The organism is Azospirillum sp. TSO5 (assembly GCF_003116065.1).
Taxonomy (GTDB): Bacteria; Pseudomonadota; Alphaproteobacteria; order Azospirillales; family Azospirillaceae; genus Azospirillum.
In genome coordinates this window covers 74,229-98,510 of record NZ_LGQY01000019.1, presented here as the reverse complement: position 1 = coordinate 98,510, position 24,282 = coordinate 74,229, and the positions used below count along the sequence as shown (strand labels likewise).

The 24,282-nt window shown below is 67.9% G+C and carries 21 protein-coding genes; 11 read left to right on the top strand and 10 right to left on the bottom strand.

Annotation, left to right across the window (positions count from 1 at the left end; genetic code table 11):
* The first annotated feature begins 51 nt into the window (after window positions 1-51).
* Genes TSO5_RS05540 through TSO5_RS05530 form a run of 3 tightly spaced genes read left to right on the top strand, consistent with a single transcriptional unit; the run spans window position 52 to window position 1,715 of the window.
* Window positions 52-585: a tail fiber protein gene (locus tag TSO5_RS05540; protein WP_109150643.1), complete on the top strand. Its 534-nt coding sequence runs from the start codon at window positions 52-54 to the stop codon at window positions 583-585.
* Window positions 586-609: 24 nt separating this feature from the next.
* Window positions 610-1,167: a tail fiber protein gene (locus TSO5_RS05535; protein WP_109150642.1), complete on the top strand. Its 558-nt coding sequence runs from the start codon at window positions 610-612 to the stop codon at window positions 1,165-1,167.
* Complete coding sequence (locus TSO5_RS05530; protein ID WP_109150641.1) at window positions 1,167-1,715, top strand: GNAT family N-acetyltransferase; 549 nt, start codon at window positions 1,167-1,169, stop codon at window positions 1,713-1,715. Before TSO5_RS05535 ends, TSO5_RS05530 begins: the two co-directional genes overlap by 1 nt.
* 21 nt (window positions 1,716-1,736) lie before the next feature.
* On the opposite strand, the gene TSO5_RS05525 is transcribed toward TSO5_RS05530, so the two are convergent.
* Genes TSO5_RS05525 through TSO5_RS05515 form a run of 3 tightly spaced genes read right to left on the bottom strand, consistent with a single transcriptional unit; the run spans window position 1,737 to window position 3,852 of the window.
* Window positions 1,737-2,033, bottom strand: coding sequence for a hypothetical protein (locus TSO5_RS05525; RefSeq protein ID WP_109150640.1), 297 nt, complete (start codon window positions 2,031-2,033; stop codon window positions 1,737-1,739).
* A gap of 47 nt (window positions 2,034-2,080) precedes the next feature.
* Window positions 2,081-2,923 (bottom strand): sulfotransferase domain-containing protein, encoded by an 843-nt coding sequence (locus tag TSO5_RS05520; protein ID WP_109150639.1) that lies wholly within the window; start codon window positions 2,921-2,923, stop codon window positions 2,081-2,083.
* On the bottom strand, window positions 2,920-3,852 hold the full coding sequence (locus tag TSO5_RS05515; protein ID WP_109150638.1) for a hypothetical protein: 933 nt from the start codon (window positions 3,850-3,852) through the stop codon (window positions 2,920-2,922). The genes TSO5_RS05520 and TSO5_RS05515 overlap by 4 nt, the downstream gene beginning before the upstream one ends.
* A gap of 168 nt (window positions 3,853-4,020) precedes the next feature.
* On the opposite strand from TSO5_RS05515, the gene TSO5_RS05510 reads away from it, so the two are divergent.
* From TSO5_RS05510 to TSO5_RS05500, 3 genes are all read left to right on the top strand, one after another.
* The gene (locus TSO5_RS05510; protein WP_109150637.1) at window positions 4,021-5,820 is read left to right on the top strand and encodes a tetratricopeptide repeat-containing glycosyltransferase family protein; all 1,800 of its coding nucleotides are present in this window, start codon (window positions 4,021-4,023) and stop codon (window positions 5,818-5,820) included.
* Between the two features lie 177 nt (window positions 5,821-5,997).
* Complete coding sequence (locus TSO5_RS05505; RefSeq protein WP_109150636.1) at window positions 5,998-6,780, top strand: 2OG-Fe(II) oxygenase; 783 nt, start codon at window positions 5,998-6,000, stop codon at window positions 6,778-6,780.
* Between the two features lie 26 nt (window positions 6,781-6,806).
* Complete coding sequence (locus tag TSO5_RS05500) at window positions 6,807-8,696, top strand: ABC transporter ATP-binding protein (protein WP_109150635.1); 1,890 nt, start codon at window positions 6,807-6,809, stop codon at window positions 8,694-8,696.
* A gap of 61 nt (window positions 8,697-8,757) precedes the next feature.
* Here TSO5_RS05500 and wbaP read toward each other — a convergent pair whose 3' ends face one another.
* Window positions 8,758-10,239: an undecaprenyl-phosphate galactose phosphotransferase WbaP gene (wbaP, locus tag TSO5_RS05495; protein ID WP_109150634.1), complete on the bottom strand. Its 1,482-nt coding sequence runs from the start codon at window positions 10,237-10,239 to the stop codon at window positions 8,758-8,760.
* Window positions 10,240-10,423: 184 nt separating this feature from the next.
* Here wbaP and TSO5_RS05490 point away from each other — a divergent pair, with 184 nt between their 5' ends.
* Entirely contained in the window at window positions 10,424-11,539 is a 1,116-nt protein-coding gene (locus tag TSO5_RS05490) for a nucleotidyltransferase family protein (RefSeq protein WP_158282369.1), read from the top strand.
* A gap of 58 nt (window positions 11,540-11,597) precedes the next feature.
* Window positions 11,598-12,446, top strand: coding sequence for a glycosyltransferase family 2 protein (locus TSO5_RS05485; protein WP_109150632.1), 849 nt, complete (start codon window positions 11,598-11,600; stop codon window positions 12,444-12,446).
* A 41-nt stretch (window positions 12,447-12,487) separates the two neighbouring features.
* Here the strand turns inward: TSO5_RS05485 and TSO5_RS05480 are convergent, their stop codons facing one another.
* The 5 genes from TSO5_RS05480 to TSO5_RS05460 all read right to left on the bottom strand — a co-directional run bounded on the left by TSO5_RS05480 (window position 12,488) and on the right by TSO5_RS05460 (window position 19,183).
* Window positions 12,488-14,026, bottom strand: coding sequence for a hypothetical protein (locus TSO5_RS05480; protein WP_109150631.1), 1,539 nt, complete (start codon window positions 14,024-14,026; stop codon window positions 12,488-12,490).
* Entirely contained in the window at window positions 14,026-15,927 is a 1,902-nt protein-coding gene (asnB, locus tag TSO5_RS05475; protein WP_109150630.1) for an asparagine synthase (glutamine-hydrolyzing), read from the bottom strand. Before asnB ends, TSO5_RS05480 begins: the two co-directional genes overlap by 1 nt.
* Window positions 15,928-16,102: 175 nt before the next feature.
* Window positions 16,103-17,326, bottom strand: coding sequence for a glycosyltransferase family 4 protein (locus TSO5_RS05470; protein WP_109150629.1), 1,224 nt, complete (start codon window positions 17,324-17,326; stop codon window positions 16,103-16,105).
* Window positions 17,327-17,346: 20 nt separating this feature from the next.
* On the bottom strand, window positions 17,347-18,426 hold the full coding sequence (locus tag TSO5_RS05465) for a glycosyltransferase family 9 protein (RefSeq protein ID WP_158282368.1): 1,080 nt from the start codon (window positions 18,424-18,426) through the stop codon (window positions 17,347-17,349).
* A gap of 37 nt (window positions 18,427-18,463) precedes the next feature.
* Entirely contained in the window at window positions 18,464-19,183 is a 720-nt protein-coding gene (locus TSO5_RS05460) for a class I SAM-dependent methyltransferase (protein WP_109150627.1), read from the bottom strand.
* A gap of 246 nt (window positions 19,184-19,429) precedes the next feature.
* On the opposite strand from TSO5_RS05460, the gene TSO5_RS05455 reads away from it, so the two are divergent.
* The 3 genes from TSO5_RS05455 (at window position 19,430) to TSO5_RS05445 (ending at window position 22,780) form a co-directional block, all read left to right on the top strand.
* Window positions 19,430-20,638 carry a glycosyltransferase family 4 protein gene (locus tag TSO5_RS05455; protein ID WP_158282367.1) on the top strand — a complete coding sequence of 403 codons (1,209 nt, stop codon included), beginning with the start codon at window positions 19,430-19,432 and terminating at the stop codon, window positions 20,636-20,638.
* Between the two features lie 133 nt (window positions 20,639-20,771).
* Complete coding sequence (locus TSO5_RS05450; RefSeq protein ID WP_158282366.1) at window positions 20,772-21,845, top strand: glycosyltransferase; 1,074 nt, start codon at window positions 20,772-20,774, stop codon at window positions 21,843-21,845.
* A gap of 113 nt (window positions 21,846-21,958) precedes the next feature.
* Window positions 21,959-22,780, top strand: a complete 822-nt coding sequence (locus tag TSO5_RS05445) for an IS5 family transposase (protein ID WP_109150624.1) — start codon at window positions 21,959-21,961, stop codon at window positions 22,778-22,780.
* Here TSO5_RS05445 and TSO5_RS05440 read toward each other — a convergent pair.
* Entirely contained in the window at window positions 22,757-24,202 is a 1,446-nt protein-coding gene (locus TSO5_RS05440; protein WP_109150623.1) for a hypothetical protein, read from the bottom strand. The genes TSO5_RS05445 and TSO5_RS05440 overlap by 24 nt on opposite strands.
* Between the last annotated feature and the right edge of the window lie 80 nt (window positions 24,203-24,282).

Genomic DNA, 24,282 nt, shown 5'->3' with positions numbered 1-24,282 from the left:
CCGCCCGGCCAGGCGCGGAGGGAGTTGCCCCCTGTTTGAGGAGAGCGTCCCATGGAGCCCTATGTCGGCGAAATCCGCATGTTCGCGGGTTTGAATGAACCGATGAACTGGAAGTTCTGCAACGGCCAGCTTCTGGCGATCAATGACTATCCGGCGCTGTATTCCCTGATCGGCACGACGTACGGCGGTAACGGCACCACGAATTTCGCGCTGCCCAACCTGCAGGGGCGCCTGCCCGTCGGGTCGTCGACCGGCAACCCGCCCGGCATGGCGAGCGCCTACCCGGTGGGTGCGGCCGGCGGCAGCCTGGGGGTGACGGTGACGGAGGCGCAGATGCCGGCGCACACGCACGCCTTCGCCGCCACCACCGCCGCCGCCACCACCATCGCGCCGGGCAACACCGTCACCTTCGCCACGTCGCCGTCCAACTTCACCAGCTATGCCGCCAACCCGCCGACCCTGGTGGCGTTGAACCCCCAGGCGGTGACCAGCGCCGGCGGATCGCAGATGCACGAGAACCGGATGCCGGCCATCTGCATCAACTACATCATTGCGCTGCAGGGCCTTTACCCGGATTCCCCTTAAGTCACGCGAAGTGGAGGTGACATCATGTCGGATCAATTCATTGGTGAAATCCGGGCGTTCGCTTTCAGCTTCCCGCCCGTGGACTGGGCCTACTGCAACGGACAGCAGGTTGCCCTGAGCCAGTATCAGGCGCTGTATTCCATAATCGGCGGAATGTACGGGCCGACGGACAACAGGACCTACTTCACCCTGCCGGACCTGGTCGGCCGGGCGGTGATGCATCCGGGGACGTTCCCCAACTGGGGCACGTATCAGCTGGCCCATACCTCCGGCACCACGTCTGTCACGCTGACGGCCGCGCAGACGCCGGTTCACACCCACGGGGCGCAGAGCAACAACACCGGGGCGACCTACACGAACACCCCATCGCCGACGGTCTATCCGAGCGTCCCGAGGTCGGGAAACACGGCCTACGACGCCTGGACGACCGAGCCCGGGACGGCGTCGGTGACCTTCGCCAACGTCCTGGCCTACGCGGGTGGCGGCAGCAGCGGCATCGCGATGCCGCACAGCAACATCTCGCCCTGTCTGGCTCTGGGTTTCTGCATCGCCCTCAACGGCAACTATCCGGTCGCGAACTGATGTCCGGCGACGGCATCGGTTCCACGACCCCGCTGCCCCCCGTGCCGCCGGACCTGGCGGCACGGGGAATCGCCCTGCGGATCGAGACGCCGGAGGACCGCGAGTTCCTCCGGCGTCTCTACGCGTCAATCCGCTGGGCGGAGCTGGAACCCACCGGCTGGCCGGAGGCCGCGAGGCTGGCCTTCCTCAGCCAGCAGTTCGAGCTTCAGGACCGCCATTACAAGACCCACTACGCCGGCGCCGCCTTCGCCGTCATCACCGAGGCGGGGGTGCCCATCGGCCGGCTCTACCTGCACCAGGGGCCGACGGACCTGCGCATCATGGACATCGCCTTCCTGCCCAGCCATCGCGGCCTGGGGCTGGGAAGCGCGCTGCTGCGCGCGGTGTTCGACCTGGGCCGGGCCGCCGGCACCAACGTGTCGATCCATGTGGAGATGTTCAACATCGGGGCCCGCCGGCTCTATGAGCGGCTCGGCTTCGTCCAGACGGAGGACAAGGGCGTCTACCTCCGCATGGACTGGTCGCCGGAGGGCGTGCGGGCGGCCTGACCACGGGCCGCCCCCCCACCGTCAATTGAAGATCGCCTCGTAGGTATATTCGTCGGTTTCCCTGTCATGGGCGACCGGCACCAGGAACATCTCCCGGGTCCCCAGGGCGGGGTGGGTCAGCCGGTAGGTCGCCTGCGGTCCCCGGACGCCCTTGGTGCCCTTGAAGTGCAGCTTGTACGGATCGCGGAACTGCGCCGGGCGGTTTCCCCGTTCGAGCGCCTTCACCATGACTAGAACGACGTCCAGCGCCGGCCCATCGCCGACCGCGATGCGGAACGCCTCGCCCTCGAGCCGCTTCGCTTCCTCATATTCGAACATTCACTTCCCCTTGCGATGCCGTTGTTTCGGCCGATCCGATGCCGGGGCTACCGGTCATAGCCCAGCCGGTCCATCATGGCGCCGTGGTCGCGCGCGATCCGGGCGGCCTGCGCCGCCGTCAGCGTGTCGCGCCAGCCGCCGGCGACGCCGCGCCGGAAGAAGATGCGGTCCTCCGCCTGCCCCATCCGGAACCCATGCTCCGCCTCCGCCGCGCGCAGCCGGTCGAATCGCGTGGCCTCCACCGCGCCGTCCAGGGCCGACGGCGTCGTCGCCAGTCCGCAATGGGCCGCCACCCGCTCCAGGGTCGCGCGCGGATCGGTCAGCATGTCCTCGTACCGCAGGGTCAGCGGCGCCGGATCGGCGGCGAGCCAGCTTTCGGCGTGACCGCTCCAGCTCGACAGGGGCTGGGGCACGACCAGAATCGCCTCCCGCCGCGCCCGGCCCAGTGTGGCGGCCGGATCGGCGAGGAAGCTTATCGCCTCGTCCAGGTCGATGGCGGCGTGGTGCGCCCAGGACACCGCCACGTCGCGCGGGTCGCGCACCACATGCACCGCCGCCCGCGTCGCCTCCGGCGGAAAGCGCAGGCGGCCGGAGGCGGTGCGGCCCCAGCAATCGTGCAGCTTGCGGAGCTGCACCTCCGGTACGGCGTCGGCGGCGAGCAGCAGGGCGCCGGGCAGCAGTTCGTCCAGCTCGGCCGCCGTCAGGTCGCTGGCCTCCACGTCCAGTTCGACTTCGATCTCGCCGAGAGTGCCGGCCAGCGGCGCGAACCGGCTGCGCCCCGCGAAATCCACCGGCGCACCATCGGCCAGCAGGCTCTGCAGCGCCAGCCGGAGCCAGGTGTTGCCCGACTTCGGGTAGGAGGCGAGCCAGACGAAACCGCCCGTCCTCATGCGAGACCGTCCAGGAAGGCGACCAGGGCGTCCAGCTCGGCCTCCGACTCCGGCCGGCGCAGCGCGTACGCCCCGCCGGTGGCCGACAGCACCGCCAGATACCGCGCCATCTGATCCGTGCCCAGGCCGAGGCGGATCATCATCTGCTGCCGGTACACCGCCACGCCGATGCGCCCCAGCGCCTCCATCGCCGTCAGCCGCCGCCACGCAACGCCCGTCGCCGGCATGTCCGGGTCGAGGAACAGCAGCCTTTTCAGCGGGCGCGGTTCGGCGCAGAAGGCCGCCGTCATCGGGCGGTTGAACTTCTCCAGATCGCTCCGGACCCGCTCCAGCCCCTCGCTGGAGAGTCCCAGCCGGTCGAGGGCATCGCGCCACAGCTTGATGCGCGGAAAGGTCGGCAGGACGGCGGCTCCCCCCGCCGTGTCCACCACCGTCAGGTCGTCGGCCAGCAGGCGGAAGCCGCGCCCGACCAGCAACGCCGCCAGCGTCGATTTGCCGGCCCCGGTCGACCCGCAGACGGCGACCGCCGCGCCGCCGCGCTCCAGGCAGCAGGCGTGCAGCGGCAGCAGGGACCGGCGCATGCAGACGATGGCGATGACGCTGCCCAGCAGGAACGTCCGCACGTCGGCCCGGTCGGGATCGCCGTCGGGCGCCATGATCACCCGGCGGCCGTCCGGCGCCACCCACCACGCCGCCACCCCCCGGATGGCGAAGCGGCAGGCACCGTCCCCACCCACCTGAAGCAGCGGACGCTCGACCGTCGCGCCGGGAAGACGGTCGGGGACCGGACCCAGCTCGATACACAGGTCGGGGGCCCGCCCGTCGCCGCGCCAGACCGGCAGGTCCGGCAGCGGCACGGCGCTGCGCACCCGCCAGCCGCAGAAGGTCCGGTCGGCGGTGTCGGGCGGCAGGCGGTCGGAAACGGGCATAGGTAAAATCATCGGCAGGATCGGAGCGGCGGGGAGTGTGGCGTGGCGCGGGGCCGGTTGCAAGCCGGACGGCCCTCCCTGTATTCTGGATTGTTCCTATCGCATAAGCGTGCCCGGCCGGGCAAACAGTTCGCTTTCCACCGCCACGCCAGAGAGGTCGCCGCACCGATGCTACCGACATTGCAGGCCGCCCGGACCTTGTTCGCGGCGGGAGAGATGGTTGCCGCCGCCGATATGCTCGCGGCGCTCGACGCGGCGGGCGCGGCCGACGCCATGGCGTTGCACCTGTGGGGCATGACGCTGTCGCAGCTCGATCGGCCGGAGGAAGCGGCCGTGGTGCTGGAGCGCGCCATCGCGGCGGCGCCGTCGCTGAGCAACGCCAAGGCGGACCTTGCGGAGATTTGCGCGAAGAGCGGGGACGACGATCGGGCGATCACGCTGCTGCGCTCCGTGAACGAATGCGTCCCCGGCCACACGTCCGGCCGGAAGCTCGCCGAACTGCTGGTGGCCAAGGCGCTGCCCCTGGTCGAGGACGCACGCTACGCGGAAGCGCTGCCGCTCCTCCAGGAAGCGGTTCAGCTCAACCTCACGGTGCCCGACGCGCTGGCTCTGCTGGGCATGACCCTCAGCCGGGTGGGCAGCCCCTGGCAGGCGGAGCAGGTTCTCCGCGAAGCCTTGTGGCTCTATCCCGGCCATTTCGGGTCCATGACGAATCTGGCCGGCGTCCTCGACATACTGAACCGTCCGCAGGAGGCCGAGGCGCTGTGCCGTCAGGTGATCGGCGAGCATGCGCCGGACCTCGCCGCCGCGTGGTGCAACCTCGGGGCCGCCCTGCGCAGCCAGGGCCGCATCGAGGAGGCGCAGGCGATCTTCGAAAAGGCCCTGGCGATGGAGCCGGACCTGATGCCCGCGATGGCCAATCTCGGCACGCTGCATTCCATCGAGGGCCGCGTCGATGCCAGCGTCACTCTCTACAAGCGCGCGCTGAACCTGCCCCATGGCGGCCCGCTGGTGCGTTTTCTCTACGCCTGCGACCGTCTGAAAGCCGGCGACTGGGAGACGGGATGGCAGCTGTACGAGGGGCGCGCCAGCCAGTTTCCCACCACGAATCCGTGGCCGGGGCTGGCGGGGCTGCCGTCCTGGCCGGGCGGCGATCCGCGTGGGCTGCGCATCCTGGTGGAAACGGAACAGGGGCTCGGCGACAGCCTGCATTTCTTCCGATACGCCCAACTGCTCGCCGACCGCGGCGCCACGGTCGGGCTGTTGACGCCGCCGCCGCTGGTGCGGCTGTTCCGCTTGAGCGCGCCCGGCCTGTCCATCATCCCGGCGGAGACGCCGACCGATCCCGCCGACTGGGATTTCGGCGTGCCGCTTCTGTCGTTGCCGCACCGGTTCGGCACCCGGATCGACACGATGCCGGCGGCGATGCCGTGCTTCCGGCCCGATCCCGCCGACGTCGCGGCCTGGAAGCCGCGTGTCGACGCCCTGCCCGGACTCAAGGTCGGGCTGGTCTGGGCGGGTGGGGCCAGGCCGCAGGACCCGCTGGCCACCGGCATCGACCAGCGCCGCAGCATGACCCTGTCCGCACTGGCGCCGCTGGCGTCGGTCAAGGGCGTCGATTTCGTCAGCCTGCAGAAGGGGCCGCCCGCCGTCCAGGGGGCCGAGGCGCCGTTCCCGCTGCACGACTGGACCGAGGACATCGGCGACATGGCCGACACCGCCGCGCTGGCGAGCTTGCTGGATCTGGTGATCGCGGTCGATACCTCGGTGGCACATCTGGCCGGCGGGCTCGACCGTCCCGTGCTGCTGCTGTCGCGCTATGACGGGTGCTGGCGCTGGCTGCGCGACCGCGACGACACGCCCTGGTATCCGCGCATGCGCCTGTTCCGGCAGCGCCGGTGGGCCGACTGGACGGCGCCGGTGGAGGAGGTGACGGCGGCGCTCGCCGCGCTGGCCGAGAACCGCTGACCCGAGAACCGCTGACGTGGTGATCGCCGTTCCGAATGCCGTATCCCGGTCAATATCCTGGCCGGCCGGCGGTGGACGTCTGCGGGTTGATCTTGTTCTTTACGACACTCCTATTGGGGCTTGTGCCGGATTGGTTTCCACGGGAAGGTAAGAACGCCCACCCTCCAGGATGATGCCATGCAGTCTGTGCTTTCCGGGATCACTCCCAATGATATCCGGCTCGCCCCCTTTCCCCATGTGTTCGTGCGCGACGTGCTGGATGACGAGACGCACCGTGCGCTCAGCGCGAGCTTCCCGCCCTTCTCCATGATCGGCTGGGACAACCCGAAGGCGAAGCCGGGCAGCAACCGCCGCTACCAGCTCTCGGCGTGGCCCATCCAAAACCATCCGGATCTGCCGGACGTGTGGAAGGAGTTCGTCACCCTGCATTCCTCGCCGGCTTTTTTCGCCGAGGTGGTGGCGCTGTTCCGCGACCATTGGCCGGCGGCGCTGAAGGCGACGCTGGGCGGCGATCTGCTCGGCCATTCCATGGGGATGCTGATGCGCGACCAGTTCGACCGGGCGCGGATTCTCCAGGATGCCCGTGTCGAGATCAACACGCCAGTCACCGCCGGCCCGTCGTCGTCGCGCGGCCCGCATCTCGACACGCCGAACCGGCTGTTCACCTGCCTGTACTACATGCGTCACCCCGACGACGACGCGGTGGGCGGCGATCTTGAGCTGTTCCGCTGGAAAGACGGCCCGATCTCCAACATCCATTGCTACGCCTTGCCGGAGGACGCCGTCGAGGTGGTTTCGGTCATTCCCTACCGCGCCAACCAGATGGTGATCTTTCCGCAGGGGATCGATGCGATCCACGGTGTCGGCATCCGCCATCCGACGCCGCACACCCGCCGCTATGTTTTCATCAGCGCCGAGATCGAGGAGAACTGGCTGGTGTCGCCCGCGGCGGCGGCCTGAGCGAAAAAGGAAGAGGGGAGGCGGCGATGAGCGGGGACGCGGAAATCCGCGGCCACGCCGCGGCTCTTGTTGCCGACGTGGCGCACACGGTCGGACGGCGCTTCGCCGCCGTGGCCGTGCTGGCGGTCGTCGCGGCGATGGCCGAGGGCGTCGGACTCATGCTGCTGGTGCCGCTGCTCGACCTTCTGGGCGTCACCGGCTCGGGCATCACCGGCTCGGGCGTCACCAGCTCGGCCGGGGCCGGGGTGGCGGCGTCGGACGGAGCCGGGGGCGTGGCGACGGCGCTGCGGGCGCTCGGACGGCACCTCGACCTGGGGGAGGCGCTGCTCCTCTACGTGCTGCTGGTCGCGGCGGCCGGCGCGGTCGTCTGGGCGCGGTCGGTCGCCGCGACGGCGCTGCAGTCGGACTATGTGGAGGCGCTGCGGCTGCGGCTGCACCGGGCGGTCCTGGCGATGGGCTGGCCGGCGCTGGGCGCGCGGCGGCAGGCCGACCTGACCCACGCGATGATCGCCGAGGTCGGCCAATGTTCCTTCGCCGTCCAGCAGCTTCTCCAGATGCTGGCGTCGCTGATGCAGCTGCCGGCGCTGCTGCTGGGGGCGCTGCTGCTGTCGCCGGGCTTCACGGCCGGGGTGCTGCTGCTGGCCTTCGGGCTGACGCTCGCCTTGCGCCCGCTCAACCGGCGTGCCTTCGCGCTGGGAGGGCTGCTGGCCGACTCCCAGCGCGCGCTGAATGCCGAACTGGCCGACCAGATCGCCGGGCTTCGCCTGATCAAGGGATTCGGCGTCGAGGAGGCGCGTGCGGCCTGCGTCCACGGCCTCGCCACCCGGGCGCGGGGGCGGCAGCTCGACCAGGCGCGGGCCTCGGCGACGGCGCGGATGGTGCAGCGGTCGGCGGCGGCGGCGGCGGCGGCTCTGGCGCTGTGGGTCGGGCTCGCCCGCATGGGGCTGGCGCTGAGCGACCTGCTGGTTCTGCTCGCCCTGTTCGCACGGCTCATGGGGGCCGCGCTGCGGGTTCAGGAGTGCTGGCGCATCATCCTGCTGCAGCTGCCGATCCACGCCCGGCTGATGGAGGAGCTGGCCGACTGGCGCCGCGCCGCCGAACCGCCGCCCGCGGGGGCGCCGCCGGTGCTGGCGCGCGCCATCGCGCTGCGTGGGGTCGGGTATGGGTACGCCGACGCGGAGCGCGGCGGGCAGGGAGCACAGGAACAGGGGGCACAGGGGCAGGGGGCGCGGGCGGCGCTCGCCGGTCTCGACGCCGAGATCCCCGCCTTCGCCACCACCGCGGTGGTCGGGCCGTCGGGAGCGGGGAAGTCGACGCTGGCCGACATCGTCATGGGGCTGGTTCCGCCGGACGTGGGCCGGCTGGAGATCGACGGACGGCCGCTCGACGGGCCGGCGCGCGCGGCTTGGCGGCGCCGTGTCGGCTATGTGCCGCAGGACCCCTTCCTGTTCCACGCGACGGTCCGCGAGAACCTGCTGCTGGCGCAGCCGGAGGCGGAGGAGGCCGAGCTGTGGTGGGCGCTGGAGGGGGCCGCCGTCGATGGGGTGGTGCGCGCCCTGCCGCGGGGATTGGACACGGTGGTCGGCGACCGCGGATCGCGGCTGTCGGGCGGCGAGCGGCAGCGGCTGGCGTTGGCCCGCGCCCTGCTGCGCCGGCCCGACCTGCTGGTGCTGGACGAGGCGACGGCGTCACTCGACGCGGAGACGGAAAGCCTGGTGGCCGGGTCGCTGCGCCGGCTGCAGGGCCGGCTGACCCTGCTGGTCGTCGCCCACCGGCCGAGCACGGTGCGCGGGGCCGACCATGTCCTGGTGCTGGAGGGCGGCCGCCTGCTGGCGGCTGGCGACTGGCCGGCGGTGCGGGCCGCCGTCGGCGACCGCCTGACGGCGCTCGACATGATGGACGGGGCGGCCGGATGAGCCGCCGCCGGCTTTCACGCCGGCTACGGGTTCCCGGTCGTTTCTTTTCTTATCCGCAGGCTCAGACGGCGCCGATCCGGCGCATGACGACGGGAATCGTCTTCGCCAGGATCGCAAGGTCGTGCCAGAGCGACCAGTTCTTCACATACCACACGTCATACAGGACGCGATCGGCATAGGTGGTGTTGCTGCGCCCCCGCACCTGCCACAGCCCCGTCATGCCCGGACGGGTTTCCAGGTAGAGCACGACGTCGCGACCATAGAAATCAAGTTCCTGCGCCGTCACCGGGCGGGGGCCGACGAGGCTCATTTCGCCGCGCAGGACATTGAGCAGCTGGGGCAGCTCGTCCAGGCTGGTCGCGCGCAGGAAACGGCCGATCCGGGTAACGCGCGGATCGTCCTTCAATTTGAAACTGCGCGCCCATTCCGCCGCCGCGTCCGGATGGGCCATCAGATGCGCTTCCAACATGCGCTCCGCGTCCGGGGTCATGGTGCGGAACTTCAGGCAGTCGAAGGGCCGGCCGTTGCGGCCGATCCGCCTGTGCCGGTAGAACACAGGGCCGCCGTCCGACTTGACCGCAATTGCAAAGAGCGCGAACACCGGCAGAAGCAGCAGGCCGAGCAGGCTGGCCACCGTCACATCGAACGTCAGCTTCACGATCCGGCTCAACGGTTGGGCCAGATTGTTGCGCGCCTGCAGCATCATGATGTCCCGGCCGATGAAATAGATTTGCTCGAAACCGAGTATTGGCAGGCCGCGCAGCGGCGGAACCACCGCGAAGGGCAGACGCTCGCGCACAAGCTCCGCCAGCAGCGCCCCTCGTTCCAGAATATCGTTGTCCGACAGCGCCAGCACGACCATTCGGGCGCCCTGCTCTTCGCACAGGGCGGCCCAGGATTGGGCGGAACCGGGCTGCTCGCCCCGTATTCCGATCTTTTCCAGGGGGAGGACGCTGACAACGTCGTACCCCATGCCGCTTTCGGAGGTCAGGGCCTCGCAGGCATCCTGCACGCCGGTGCCGCTTCCGACCACGACCACCGGCAGGCGCCACAATCCCCAGGAATTGAGCAGCGCACGGCCTGCCTGCCGCGCCAAAGGAACCATGGCGATCGCCAGAAGCCAGGATGCGACCAGCCACAGGCGGGAGAAGTCGCGCTTCAAGGCGAACATCAGAAACCCGTCGGCCAACAGCATCAGCAGACAGCCCATCACGATGTCGCGCAGGCTGGTCCAGGCCGGAAGACGGCGCCGGTAATGACCGGCACTGTGCAGGCGGAACAGGAAAACCGCTCCCAGCAGCAAATATTGCGGCAGTCGGCTTCCCAGATTATCGACAATCACCTCAAGATAGGGCAGTTCAAAGAGCCAGACATTGATTGTCATCGCGGAAAGAGCTGCCCCGATGAAGGCAAGCAGAAGTCCGGCAATGTCCGCCGCCATGACAACGGAATGGAGAAAGAAATCGCTTTTCCTCAGCTTTTGGCTGTATGTAGCGTTTCCTTCGGATGGTAAGATGCCGCTTTGGGAAAGCTCTGTCATCATACGATTTGCGGGACTGCCCGGAATGGTAGAAATAAGGTGAATGATATACGGAATTTTGCCAAAATGCTAGAATGGGCGATGCATGGTCCGCACTGAGCAGGTTAAGCTTCCGGCCGGGGTGTGTTTTCTTTTGGGCCGCGTTGCCGAAGGGATCGGCGACCCCGCCGCATCTCTTCCTGGAGAGATGGCCTCCAGGTTCTGCCGTCCATCCGATCTCGTGCCGGCGGATTGGGATGCGCTGCCCGGCCTGATCCGGCATCACCGCCTGGAATTGCAGATCGACGCCTGGCTGAACTCCTGTTCCGCCTCTCTGCCGGACGCGATGTCCCTGTCCCAGCACCGGGGCCTGAAGGCGGTGCGCCGGCGTGCCGTCCTGCGGACGATGCGCCTCGTCGATGAAACCGCCCGCCTTGCCCGCCGCTTTGCCGAGGAAGGGGTCGAGATGCTGGTGCTGAAGGGAGCTGCGCTGTCGGTGCAACTCTACAGCACGCCATTGCGGCGCTCCAGCCGCGACATCGATCTGCTGGTCCGCCCGCAGGACGAGGCGCGGGCACGGGCAATTCTCGCAGGCTGTGGGTACGGCACCAGCGCGGACGCGGTGTTCCCCTGCCTCAATGCCGTCGAGCTGCGCCATGCGGACCATGACGATATGGCGGTGGAGCTGCATGTCCGGCTTGCCGACGACGACCGGCTGCTGCCGACCCGGACCTTGCGTCCCTTCGAAACCGCCGCGGTGGTTGAGATCGCCGGCCAGCCGGTCCGCACGCTGGAGCCCAACGCCGCTTTGGCCTATGCGGCCTATCATGGCGCCCATCATCATTGGTTCCGCCTGCACTGGCTGGCCGACATCGCGGCTGCCGCCCGCTCTCCGCGGTTCGACTGGGATGCGGCAGCCGCCATCGCCGCCCGGACTGGAACCCGCCGCCATCTGTTCCTGGCCGCCCGCCTGTCTGCCGATCTCCTGGGATGTCCCCCGTCCGGACTGCCGGGTCCCGTCGGGCGGGATCTGGCCGCGGTCCGGCGATCCGAGACCGTCGTCCGCAGGATCCTCGCTAATCCGCCGGCCAAGGACGCAGAGACGGTGCGGCAGGTCGGACGCCTGCGGATTCTCAGCGCAGAGCTGGCGCTTTGCCAACGGCCGGGCGCCGTCTGGGCGCAGCTGCTCAGCCGTCTGCGTCCCACCGACACCGATCGCGCGGCCTTTCCCCTGCCGCCGGCGCTGGGGTCGCTTCATTACCCCTTGCGCATCCTGCGCATGGCCTGGGTCATGTGGCGGTTGGCGAGGCATCGTCCCGGTTGAAAGTCCGCGGCAGCTGACCTATCCTGCGCCGGCAGTCGCTCAATGCCGTTCGGATTTCATGCCGCGCCCCTCCTTTTCGGACGCTTCTCTGACGGTGGTCGTGGTTACGCTCAACGAAGCCGTCCGGCTGGAGCGCTGCCTGGACGCCATTCCGGATCGTTATCCTGTTCTGGTCCTGGATTCGGGCAGCACCGACGATACCTTGGCGATCGCCCAGCGAAGGGGATGCGTCGTCGCCCACAATCCCTGGCCGGGCTTCGCCGAGCAGCGCAATGTGGCGCTGACCCGGTGCGGCATCGAAAGCCGCTGGGTGCTGTTCGTGGATTGCGACGAATTCCATCAGCCGGCCTTCTTCGACTGGTTCGAGGCGGAGGGACGGGAGCGCCAGGATTTCGACGTGGCGATGCTGACCTCCTGGCTGGTCTTTCGTGGCGTCACGCTGCGCCATGCTCCGGGCTATCCGATCTACCATCCCCGGCTGGTTCGCCGCGGCGCGGTTCATTTCGTCCCCAACCAGTCCGGCCATGGCGAGACGGTGGCGGCCGGCACCCGTTGCCTGACCCTCGACATTCCCTACGCCCATCATTTCTACGATGGCGACCTGAGCGGCTGGATGACCAAGCACATCGGGCGCGCCGCCCAGGAGGCTTTTCTGCTGCCGGGCCCGGGGCGGGAGGAAAGCCGCAGGGCGCGGCTGTTGCGGCTGGCGGGCCGGCTGCCGTTCCGTCCGATGCTGCGTTTCCTCTATCACTATCTTCTGCGCGGCGGGTGCCGCGATGGGCGCGCCGGCCTGGAATATGCGCTGATGTATATGTGGTACGAAGCCACCAAGTCGCTGTTCCGTCTGGCGGCCGGCGGCCGACCGGCTTCGCGGGCCCCGGCGGCGCACGCCCAGATCGTTCCCTGACCAGTCCGTTCCCAAATGGGGCCGTTCCCTGACTGGGCGTTTCAAGCTGGCCTTGGCCGGCGGCGCAGCATCCCCGACAGCCAATCCCTTTGCCCGGCGTCCAGAAGCAGGAAGAGGGCCGGAATCGTGACGGCCGCCGCCCAAAGACCGGCGAAGACCATGATCTCCAGCAGGCTGTCCGGCTGAAAGAGCCATGCTTCCGCCAGGGCGGTCCCGCCGCCGAGAAGAAGCCCGCAAAACGCCGTCGCCCAGCTGCGGGTGAGATGGCGCCGCAACGGCTCGCCGGTCAGCCGGCTGCCGGTGCTCAGCCCCTGCCAGCCCAGCACCAGCACTTCGGCGGCGACGACGGCAATGGCGCCGCCCGGAGCGCCCAACGGGGCCAGGACGACGCAGAGCAGGAGTGACGCCGCCGCTTGCCCGCACAGCCCGGCCGCGACCAGACGCGGCCGGTCGATGAAGCGCAGCAGGTAGAGGCTGCCCAGGAACGGCGCCATCACCATTCCCCCGCCCAGGAACATCAGAGCCAGGATGGGGTCGAAAGGAACGGCGCCATGCGTCCACAGCCGGAAGAAGGGGGGGCCCAGCGCCAGCAGCAATCCGCTGCCCAGTCCGCTCAGCCCGGCAACGAGCCGGGCGGTGCCGGCATACAGGCGGCGCAACGCCGCCGTGTCCTGCTGGGTGTGCTGGCGCGCCATCTCCAGTCCGGTCGCCGTTGCCAGCTGTGCGGCGCCTTGGCGTACCAGTCCGGTGAAGACCCGCATCGCGCTGAAGGCGACGACCGCCCCTTCGGGAGCCAGCCGCCCGAGCACCAGAAGCGGCCCCTGCATGATGGCGTTCATGGCGCCTTGCGACAGCAGGTAATAGGGCGCGCGACCGGCAAGCAGCCGCAGGTCCGCGCAGTCCGGCATCTGGGGGCGCAGCCTCACATCCGGGAAATGCCGCCTGATGCCGAACAGCAGGGTGCCCCAGCCCAGCAGGACGGAGGCCAGGGCCGAAGCCAGAGCGGCATGCAGAGGCGCCCCGCCGGTCAGGGCGGTCATCGCCTGCGCCAGCCCCTGGCCGGCGCTCAGCAGAAGGCCGGCGCCAACCTCGTGACCCAGGGCGCCGCGCGCCGAATAGACCGACGCCACCAAGCCCCGCGGGATCAGGATCAGGGTCTGCAGGGCCAGCAGCAGGAAGGTCGGGTTGGCGCCCTCCGGCACACGCAGGCCCAGCAGACGGGAGGGGTCGAGCATCGTCACGCCGGCCAGCAGGGCGGCCAGCCATGCCAGCGTCAGCACGATGTAGGTGAACAGTCCCGATCGGAGGACCCGTGAGAACCGGCGCTCGTCGCCGGACGCCCAGGCTTCGCGCAGCGTGTTCGTCAGATGGCCCTGACATCCCAGGTCCAGCACGCTGAGAACGCCGGTCGCCGCCATCAGCACCAGCCAGTCCTCGTAGACCGCCTTGCCCCAGGCGCCGAGAAAGACCGGCACCAGAAGAAGCTGGAGCAGGACCATGACCAGGAAGGACACCGTCTGCATGCCGATGCCATAGGCCAGGCGCTGCTTCAGTCCGCTCGTCACGCGGGCCAGGGGCATCACGCCGCCACCGCCCCGGCCACTGCCCCGGCCACCGCTCTGGTTTCCGGCAAGTCGCGCAGAATTGCCAACGCCCATTCCCGCGGGCCATGCCTGGAAGGGCGGCGGGGCGGCGGGGCCGTTTCCCTGTGGCTGGAACGCTCCAGCCACTGCGCCATCGGCACGTTGAATCCCGTCTTGGGGCGTCTGGCGACGGCGTCCGGCAGCGGCGGACGGGCGGCGGCGAGCAGATCGCCTTTTCCCGGCGGTTGGCCGGCGGCCAGCAAGGGGGCGAGCGCGCGGAACAGGTCGGCATCGACCAGCGGCGTGCGAATCTCCACCCCATGCGCCATGCCGGCCCAGTCGCTGTCGCGCAGCAGCTGGTTGCGCATGTACCAGCCGGTCTCCAGCAGCAGGACGCGCTGATAGGGGTCGGCGATGCCGGTGGTCAGCGCCGCCAGCCGCTCGGGGGCCGCCAGTTCCCGCCACCCGTCGCGCGCGACGTCGGGATCGATCAGGGCCGGCAACTCCCAGGGCATGTACACGGCCCGCCGCAACAGATAGGCATCCTCCACCGTGGTGCCGTATTCGAGCAGGCCGGCATATTTCGGCGAGGCGACATGGCGCAGCAGCGGCGGGCGCAGCAGGGGCGCGGCGCAGTGCCGCAACACCCGTCCCAGCGCCGGAAGCCGGCGCAGCGGGGCCAATGCCGCCGTCAGGCGCGGGATCTGGCGGAAACTCGGGTAGCCGCCCAGCAGCTCGTCGCCGCCGACGCCGGAAAGCGCCACCTTGATCCCCTCCGCCCGCGCCATCCGGCTGATGAGCCAGCTGTTCACTCCGTCGGTGGAGGGCTGGTCCATCGCTGCGAGCAGGCTTGAGCGGGCGGCCTGGAAATCCCCGGTGTGGACGGTATGGACGGCATGGGGACCGCCATAAAGGGCTGCCACCTGTCCGGCCGGCCCGGATTCGTCCGCCCCCGTGCCGAGAAAGGCGTCGAAGGCCAGGGTCAGGCAGCGCGGTGCCGGTGCCCCCATGCCGCCGGCTTCCGCCGCCAGGGCGAGCAGAGCGCCGGAATCGGCGCCGGCCGACAGGAACAGCCCGACCGGCACGTCGGAGACGAGATGGCGGCGGACGCTGGCCAGAAGGGCATCGCGCAGCCTGTCCCGCCGCTCCGATACGGGAAGCGGGGTCTCCCGCGCCGCCAGCAGGATCTCCCGTGGGCAGAAATAGCGCAGGGGAGGCCGGCTGCCGGTCCCGTCGACCCACAGCGAGGATCCCGCCGGCAGGGACCGGATCCCCCGGTGCAGTGTCAGCGGCTCGGGCACGAAGCCGAAGGTCAGAAAGCCGGCCAGTGCCGCGGCATCCAGTCCGCCGGTCAGCCCGCCGCTCTGCCGGCTTTCTCTTTGCCGGCCGGCAAGCGCCTTGACCTGCGAGGCGAAGCGCAGGCAGTTCCCGTCCTGGGCGATGTAGAGGGGCTTGATGCCGAACGGGTCGCGGGCCAGCAGCACACCCCGCCGCCGTTCATCCCAGAGGGCGAAGGCGAACATCCCGGAAAGCCGCTCGACCATCGCCGGCCCATGACGGTCGTAGAGGTGCAGAAGCACTTCGGTGTCCGACCGGGTCCGGAACTCCACGCCTTCGCTTTCCAGCCCGGCCCTCAGCTCACGGTGATTGTATATCTCTCCGTTGAAGACGATGCGCAACCGCCCGTCCGGGGTTGCCATCGGCTGGTCGCTGGCCGGCCCCGGATCGATGACGGCGAGACGCCGGTGCCCGAGGCCGAGCGTCCGGTCGGACGAGAGCCACAGGCCCTGGCCGTCCGGTCCGCGCGCGGCCATGACATCGCACATGCGCTGCAGATCCGCCTCGTCCACGGGGGGAGCACCGGAGGCGAGAGCGAGGATGCCGGCAATGCCGCACATGTAAGGATCACCAGAAGGAACGGTCGGGAGGGAGCGCGCCGTGACGGAACCGGGCGCGGGAAGCGTCAATGGAGCGGCGGCATAATGTCTTTCCCGCGGACCGCGTGCAACCGGATGGCGGGGTTTCGGGGGCGCTGCGCTCATGTCCGGGACGCTGCGCTCATTTCCGGGGGCGCTACGCGCATGGGGAGGGGGGCAGCCCAAGGGCATGGCGGAAGCCGCGGATGTCGGCCTCCAGATCCCAGGCGGAGATGATCTCCAGGCTTCGCAGCCCCATGGCGCGGGTCTGGTCCGGATCCCGGCAAACCATGTCGAGAGCGGCCGTCAGCGCCGGAATGTCCCCGACGGGAAAGACCAGCCCGTTCTCGCCCGGGTGGACCAGATCGGGGCCGCAGCCCACCTGATCGCTGACGATCACCGCCTTGCCGGCGTTCATCGCCTCGTTCACCACCAGCCCCCAGGGCTCCGAGGAGGACGGCAGCACGAAACAGTCGCACGCGGCATAGCAGGCAAGCAGATCATGCTGCCCCTGGAAGCCCAGGAAATGAACGTCCTCCCGGCCGGCGGCGGCCTCCCGCAGCCTCTGCATCAACTCGCCGTCGCCGGCGATCAGAAGATGCGGTGGAACCGGCAGTTTGCTCCGGTCCAGCCGCTTGAAGGCCTCCAGCAGATGGTCGGGATGCTTTCGTGGCTCCAACTTCGCGGCATAAAGGATTGCCGGGGCATCGGCGGGGATGCCCAGGCGCTCACGCAGGGCGCGCCCCGGCCCCGCGGGCGCACGGAAAAAATCATTGTCCACGGCATAGGGCGTCAGAAACAAACGGTCCGGAGGGATGCCGAAGCTGCGGTAATAGGCGGTGTTCAGGCTTCCGATCGTCAGGAAACCGTGGATGGAGCGGTCGAGCATCGCGAAAAACAGGCGCTTCAGCGCCTGCTTGACCGGCCCGCGCTGCTGGCTGATCAGGGTCGCCTCGTCCCGGATCAGCACGCGCGCGCCCGCCATCCGGGCGGCGGCCACCGCCATCCAATGGGACGGGCGGCTGTATCCATGGATCACCAGCCAGTCGAACCGTCCCGCACGCAACCGCCGGTTCAAGCCGCGGGCCCAGGGGCGCCACCACGTCACTCCGCCGCTGGTGCTCTTGTGGAACCAATCCGGCAGGAACTCGCTGCGATAGCCGTCCAGCAAAGGCACGTCCCAATGGATCTGGCGTCCGAAGCCCGGATCCGTGAAGTTCCGGACCGAGAAATCGCTGGCGAAGAACACCGTCAGGTCGATGTCCGGTTCGGAGGCCAGCCTGCGGAACAGCGGCGCCGCATATTGGACCGGATGCGTGGTCAGCACGGCCAACCGGGCTTTGGCCAACCGGACTTTGGCCAACCGGGCTTTGGAGGGCATCGCTCGATCTTCCTTTGGTCTCAACATGCGTGGGGTGCGGGCAGATGATCGAGGCAGGCATCCAGCACCATGTCGGGCATCACCGCGCGGATGGAGCCTGTCCCGCATCGCCGCCCGCGGGCGTGGACGGAGGCCGGATCGCCGGTGGCTGGATGGAAAACGGTGGCCGGGTGGAAAACGACATGGCCCTTTCCTGCCGGGAACCAGACGCCCGGCGGCTGGTCGCCGGAAAACACCGCAACGACCGGAACGCCAAGCCCGGCGGCGATGTGCATCGGTCCACCGTCGGACGTCACCGCCAGACGGGCGTGCCGCAGCAGGGCCATGGTCACGCGCAGATCCTCGCCGCACCGGTCGAGGACGGGGAGGCGCCGGTTCGCGATCAGACGCTTTGCGCGGTCACGGTCGGCCGGGCCGCCCACCAGCATCAAACCGATCCCGGGGCAGCGCTCCTCCAGCCCATCGATCAGCGCCGCCCAGCGGTCCTCGCCCCAGTCCTTGGCGGGAACCCGCGCCCCGACCGCGAGGGCGATGAAGGACGCAGCACCGTTCCACCCATCGAGGATCCGGTCTGCCCGCGCCTTGTCGTCGTCGCCGAGGAACGGCCGCCAGCTTTCCGCATCGTCGAGCCGGGCGTCGCCCAGTGCCGCGATGCAGCGGGCAAGGCGTGCGCCTTCCGATTCCAGCCTCTCCCCGTCGGGCGACGGACGATGCGTTCGCATATCCCGCGACAGCGGCGCGCCGATGATCCGGGTGATGCCGCAGGCGCGGAAGAAGGCGACGTCGCGCCATGTCGCCAAGCCTCCCTTCGGCTCCGTCAGGTAAATCAGCCTGTCGGCGCGCAAGGCCCGGATGGAGCCGGCCAGCCTTGCCAGGACGCCCGGGCGGCGCTCTCCCGGCTTGTAGGTGATGCAGTGATCCACCAGACCGGAGCCGGCCAGCAATGTCGCCATCGACGCGCCATTGGCCGGAGCCTCGTTGGTCAGCAGCACGCGTTCGGCGTCGGGAAAGCGCCGGGCGATCAGCTTCAAGGCCGGCAGCGCCACCATCGTGTCGCCGATGCTGCCGAGGCGGTAAATCAGGAGCCGTTCTTTCCGCACCGGCCTGCCGTCATGTGTCATGTGGCGCTGATGCCGCTCAGCGTGTCGCGACAGCAAGAAGGCAGCGTGTCAGGACCGCTTGGCGCCCCGTGTCGCCGGTTTCGATCGCTGTCCACAGCCGCAGTCCCGTGCGCAGCACCCCCCATCCAATTCGCCGGACCAGACTTTTCACGCCATGCACCAGCGGGGTGTCCTCGAAGCAGGACAGCTCGCGGAATCCCGACGCCAGCAGCAGCCATCGCAGCGACTCCGCGGTGAACGGCGTCTTGTGGGTCAGGTCGCCATGAAAGATCTGGCCGAAGAAGGGCGAGGCGCCGTTTGGCACATGGATCAGCCAGCGGCCACCGGGGCGCAGAGCCTTGCCGACGGCATCGACCAGCCGGACCAGATCGTCGCCGCCGAAATGCTCCAGCACGTCGAAGGCGATGATCAGGTCGTGCGATTGCGGCGGCAGCCCGTCGAGATGTTCGAGCAGATCCTGGCAGACCACCTTCTCGAGGCCGCGGGTCCGCGCGGCATCCACGCGGGCCTGCGCGGAATCGACGCCGGCGATGTTCCGGTATCCCCGACGCTTCGCCTCCTCCAACAGGTGCCCGGTGCCGCAGCCGATGTCGAGAATGACCGCGGCGCGATCGGCGGGGAAATGCCGCTGGATCAGAGCGCCGAGATAGGGGGAGCGCGTTTCGGATTCCGCCCGGAGCATCGCCGCCGCATGTGGCTGACTTCCATACAGGCGTTGGCTGAGAAGCTCGTCCATCGAAGAGGATGACCCGGTTGAAGAGGGGGGTGAAGAGGGGAGAGGTTGGATGCGCAAGGAAAGCGATTGCCGGCACGGACCCTAGCATGACAACAATCCTGCCTCCAGACGATGCGTCCGCCGGTTGGCGAACTCTGTCCATCTTTCCCGTTTACGAGGCATGTGGCATCCTCCGCTCCCTTCAGATGCCGTCCTGCTCTCGGCCGCGAATGCGGCCTCTCCCACCGACCCGGACCAGCCTTTCCGATGACAGCATCGTCCCGTGAGCCCGCCGGACCATCAATCCGCGCTGTGGCATTCCGCACCGTGGTCTCGACCATCGGCCGCTTTCACAGCTTCGATCTGGCGGCACAGTTGCAGCGTCACGGCAGCCTCGTCTCCATCTTCTCCGGCTATCCCCGCTTCAAGCTGCGAAACACCGGCGTCGATGCCGCCAGGATCCGGACGTTCCCCTGGCTGCAGACCCCCTACATGGCGATGATCCGCTCGCCCCTGTTCACCCAGCCTCTGCGCAGGGAGTGGGAGCATCTGTGCCATGTCGCCCATGACCGCCATGTCGCGCGGAGCCTGCCGCCCTGCGATCTGGTGTCGGCCCTGTCCGGGCATGGCCTGCGCACGGGCCGCGCCGCGCAGGCGAAAGGGGCGGTGTATGTGTGCGACCGCGGCTCCACCCATATCGGTTTCCAGGACCGCATCCTGCGTGAGGAACACGCCCTCCTCGGGTTGCCCTGGCAGGGGATCGACCCGCGGGTCATCGATGCCGAGCTGGCCGAATATGAACTGGCCGATGCCGTCACGGTGCCGTCCGGCTTCGTCCGCGACAGCTTCATTGCCGAAGGGTACCCGCCGGAGAAACTGATCCTGGCGCCATACGGCGTCGATCCGGGGATTTTCCGGCGATCGGCCCCCCGCAGCCGGGAATTCCGCATCCTGTTCGTCGGGCAATTGTCGGTCCGCAAGGGACTGCATACCCTGTTGCAGGCGGTGGCGTCCGCGCGCCTGCCGAAAGCGCGGCTGGTGCTGGTGGGGGGCGCGCAGCCGCACACCGAAGCGTTGCTGCGCCGCTTTCCCGTTCCGCACCTTGAACGGCTTGGCCATCTTCCAAGAACGCGGGTGATGGAGGAGATGTCGCGCGCCAGCGTGCTTGTCCTGCCCTCGGTGGAAGAGGGGCTGGCGCTGGTCCAGGCGCAGGCCCTGGCCTGCGGCTGTCCGGTGATCGGCACCGAGAATACGGGCGCCGCCGACCTGTTCCGGGACGGGGTGGAGGGATACATCGTGCCGGTCCGCAGTCATGAGGCCATCGCGGAGCGCCTGCGGCGTCTCCATGACGATCCCGCGCTGCTGGAGGCGATGAGCGCCGCCGCGCTCGCGCGGGTGGAGGCGCTCGGCGGCTGGGACCGGTATGGAGAGACGATTCATCGCGCCTTTTCGGCGCTGGTGGCGCGTCGGACATGAACGGCCGGCCCTTCCCAGCGGACTGCGTCCCGGATGGCCCAGCAGATTGCGTCCCGGCGATGGCGTCTGGTATGCGGGCCGATGGCTGTGTCGCTCTTGGCCCGCTTGGGGCCGTTTGGAGAAATCACCCGGTATGAAGATGCTCTATGCCGGAGATTTGTGGGAGCATGGCACCTGTGTCCGTCGGATGCGGGCCTTCCGCCGCCTTGGTTTCGAGGTGCATCTCTTCGATTTCTCCCCCTACCAGAATGCAGGCGGCCCTTTGTCCCGGCGGCTGCGGCTGCGGCTTCTGACGGGCGGGCAGGTTGCGCGCTGCAATCGGGACATCGTCGATCTGTGCGCGCGCTTGCGGCCGGATTTCGTCTGGCTCGACAAGCCGATCTTCCTGTGGCCTGAGACGATCGCGGCATTGCGCCGGGGTGGGGCGCGGGTCGTCTGCTACATCTGCGACAATCCCTATGGCACCCGGTTCGAGCCCTGGTTCCGCCTGCTGAAGCGCACGGCGCGCCAGTGCGACGTCATTGCGGTGCCGCGCATGTCCAGCGTCGCCGACTTCGCCGACGCCCGGCAGGTCGTGCTGATCCCGTTCGCCTTCGAGCCTTTCAACGAATTTCCGGACCCGGCGGAGCAGCCGGTCGTCCCGCTGTCCTTCATCGGTGCGCCTTATGACGACAGGGCGGCTTTCGTGAGCGACCTCGGCCGCCGCGGCTTGCCGGTCCTGATCCATGGCCAACTCTGGAACCGGAGCTTGCATGGCCGGGAACCGAACCTGACGGTGCGGCCGGCGGTGTGGGGAGCCGATTACCGGCGGGCGATCCGCCGGTCGGCGATCTGCCTCAGCTTCGTCACCCATCACAACCACGATCCCTATGCGCACAAAAGCTTCGAGATCACCGCGTGCGGGAGCTTCCTGCTGGCGGAGCGCAGCGATGGCCATGCCGCCATGTTCGAGGAGGGGCGCGAGGCGGAGTTCTTCGGCGAGGCCGCCGAGGCTGCCAGCAAGGCGCGGTTCTATCTGGACAATCCGGACGCTCTCGCAGCCGTTGCTCTGGCCGGATGCCGGCGGGCTTGGCGCTCCGGATACAGCAACGACGAGCGGCAGGCCGCCCTGTTCGCGGCGATCGATCCGCCGCTTGGACGGATCCTGACCGACCGCGCCCGCGCCATCATTTCATCGCGACGGGCTGAACTGGGGCTTGATCCGTGACCGGTTCGGGAGCGATGCGCGTCTTGTCGGCCGCCGGTACGAGGATGCCGCCGGGCATGAGAGACCGTTTGAAAAGTGTTGGCGCTGAAAGCGTGATGTGATTCAAGCTTCGGATGTGGACCGAAGCGACGCGCAGCCGGATGGCCAGGATCGAGAAGCAGACGAAGCGGTATTCGACGGACCTGACCGATGAGGAATGGTCTCTGATAGAACCGCTGATGCCACAGAAGGCCGAAACCGGCCGTCCGAGGTGTGTGGACCTTCGAGAAATCTTGAACGCCTTGCGCTACTTGGCTCGGACGGGCTGTGGCTGGCGGCTTTTACCGAAGGACTTCCCGCCGAGGCAGACGGTGTACTGGTGGTTTCGGCATCTCTTGCGGCGCTTGCTGTTTCAGACGATCCACGACGTGACGTTGATGATCGACCGTGAGCGGGCCGGGCGCGAAGCCAGTCCGAGCGCCGGGGTTGTGGACAGCCAATCGGTGAAAGCTCCCGCCGCCACGGAGCGCGGCTACGATGCGGGCAAGAAGATCAACGGGCGCAAGCGGCACATCGCGGTCGACACCGATGGCCGCCTGCTGATGGTGAACCTGACCACCGCCGACATTTCCGACTCCGCCGGAGCCCAGACCATCCTGGAGGCGATGCGCAAGCGGTGGCCGTGGATGAAGCACCTCTTCGCCGATGACGCCTATGATCGCAAGAAGCTGATGGACAAGGCTGCCTTCCTCGACTTCACCGTCGAGGTGGTCCGGCGAACCGACACCGAGCCAGGGTTCAAGGTCGTGCCGCGACGCTGGGTGGTCGAGCGGACCTTCGGATGGATGACCCGCTGGAGACGTCTGGTTCGAGATTATGAAGCCCGGATCGACGTCTCCGGCGGTATGATGCAGCTCGCCATGGCAAGCCTGCTACTTCGACGAGTCTGCCATTGAAGCGGTTGTCAAACGGGCTCTGAAAAGCAGACGCGCGGCGAAATAAACCAAAGCGCAGACGAACCCCTGCTCCAGCGTACGTCCGACCATCTCCCCCATATCCGCGTCGGCAAGCACAAACAAATAACTGCTGATGCAGAAAGCAGCGAGATAGTTGTTGCGAAATCCTCCATAGAAAATATGGAATACTGCGAGCAACATGAATATGAACAAAGATCCCGCGAAAAACACCCCGTAGTTTCCTGAATAAGCGTAGAGCTCAGCGAAGATGCCGTAATTTGGGTTAGAATATTCGCTGTTTGGAAATATGGAGGCTTGTATGATCTGTCCTCCAAAAATAGGCCGCTCCATGCCAAGGGATGTGAAAATTACATTCGGGATAATTCTGGTCATCGGGTAAAATATGTAACTTACACCAAGCTTTTCCGTATCAATAAAAAACGAAACGGACTCGTCTAATTGGCTTGGGGTAAATCGGTCAAGAAACCCGAACGGGTCTCCATAATACAATCTGGTCAAAAACGACATATAAGTCTCAAGAAGTCTGTGACCATAATTATTTTGCCATGTTTCGTAGTCAAACACGTCAAGTATGATCTGGACTGTTCTCTCAAGATACTCGACGACCGACAAGTCACGAGAAAGGCCGCGCTGCGCATCGACGATCGGGAACAGATAGCGCTGCATCACGAAACTGCCCGCCACGAGGATGAGCAGATGAGAATAGCGGGCGCGGGCGCCATAGCAGATCTGGGTGATGACAAAGGTGAGCAGGCCGCTCAGCATGAAGCTGCGGGTGTTGTCGATCAATCCGACCAGGAAGCAGCCCAGGATGGTGACGATGACCGGCAGGTCGATGCGACGCCGGCCCGAGGATTGAAGGATGCACCTTGCGGTAAAGGCCGCTGTCGACATCGGCATCAACAGCATCAGGTAGTTCCAGAAGACCAGCCCATGCCCGGCCGGGATATCCTCGATCCCTTGTGTCAGCCATCGGCGCATGAAGAAGCCGAGGCACGAGAGAGCGAACGTGAACCAGCCGAAACGGCCCAGGAAGCCGGGGTCGCCGGACGGTTTGAGCACACGCAGACGCAGCGAGGGGAGCACCCGGCTCAACAGCGCGGCAGCCACCGTAAAGGCCAGCAGGCCGAGCAGCAGGGTCAACGCCGTTTCATTGGGTTCGGCCAGATGGGTGTCCGCCGCTTGGGCCAGGATGATCTTGATCCATTGCGAGACGATGAACAGCTTGCCCAGCGTGACCATCGTCAGGAACACCCCGACATTGTCGCTGGTCCAGAACAACCGAAGGGGAAACGGCAACAGCAGGAAGATCGCCAAGGACAGCGTGACGAATTGCACGGAAGTCCCAAGTGCGAGCTGCAGGAGCGCCGTCACCACTGAAATGCCCACCCAGATCAGCACGTTTGCCCTCGCGGTCTTGAAGAGAACCGACCTTAATGCCGGTGTGTTGTGGATTGGTAAAGCCGGACACTGGCGGCGGC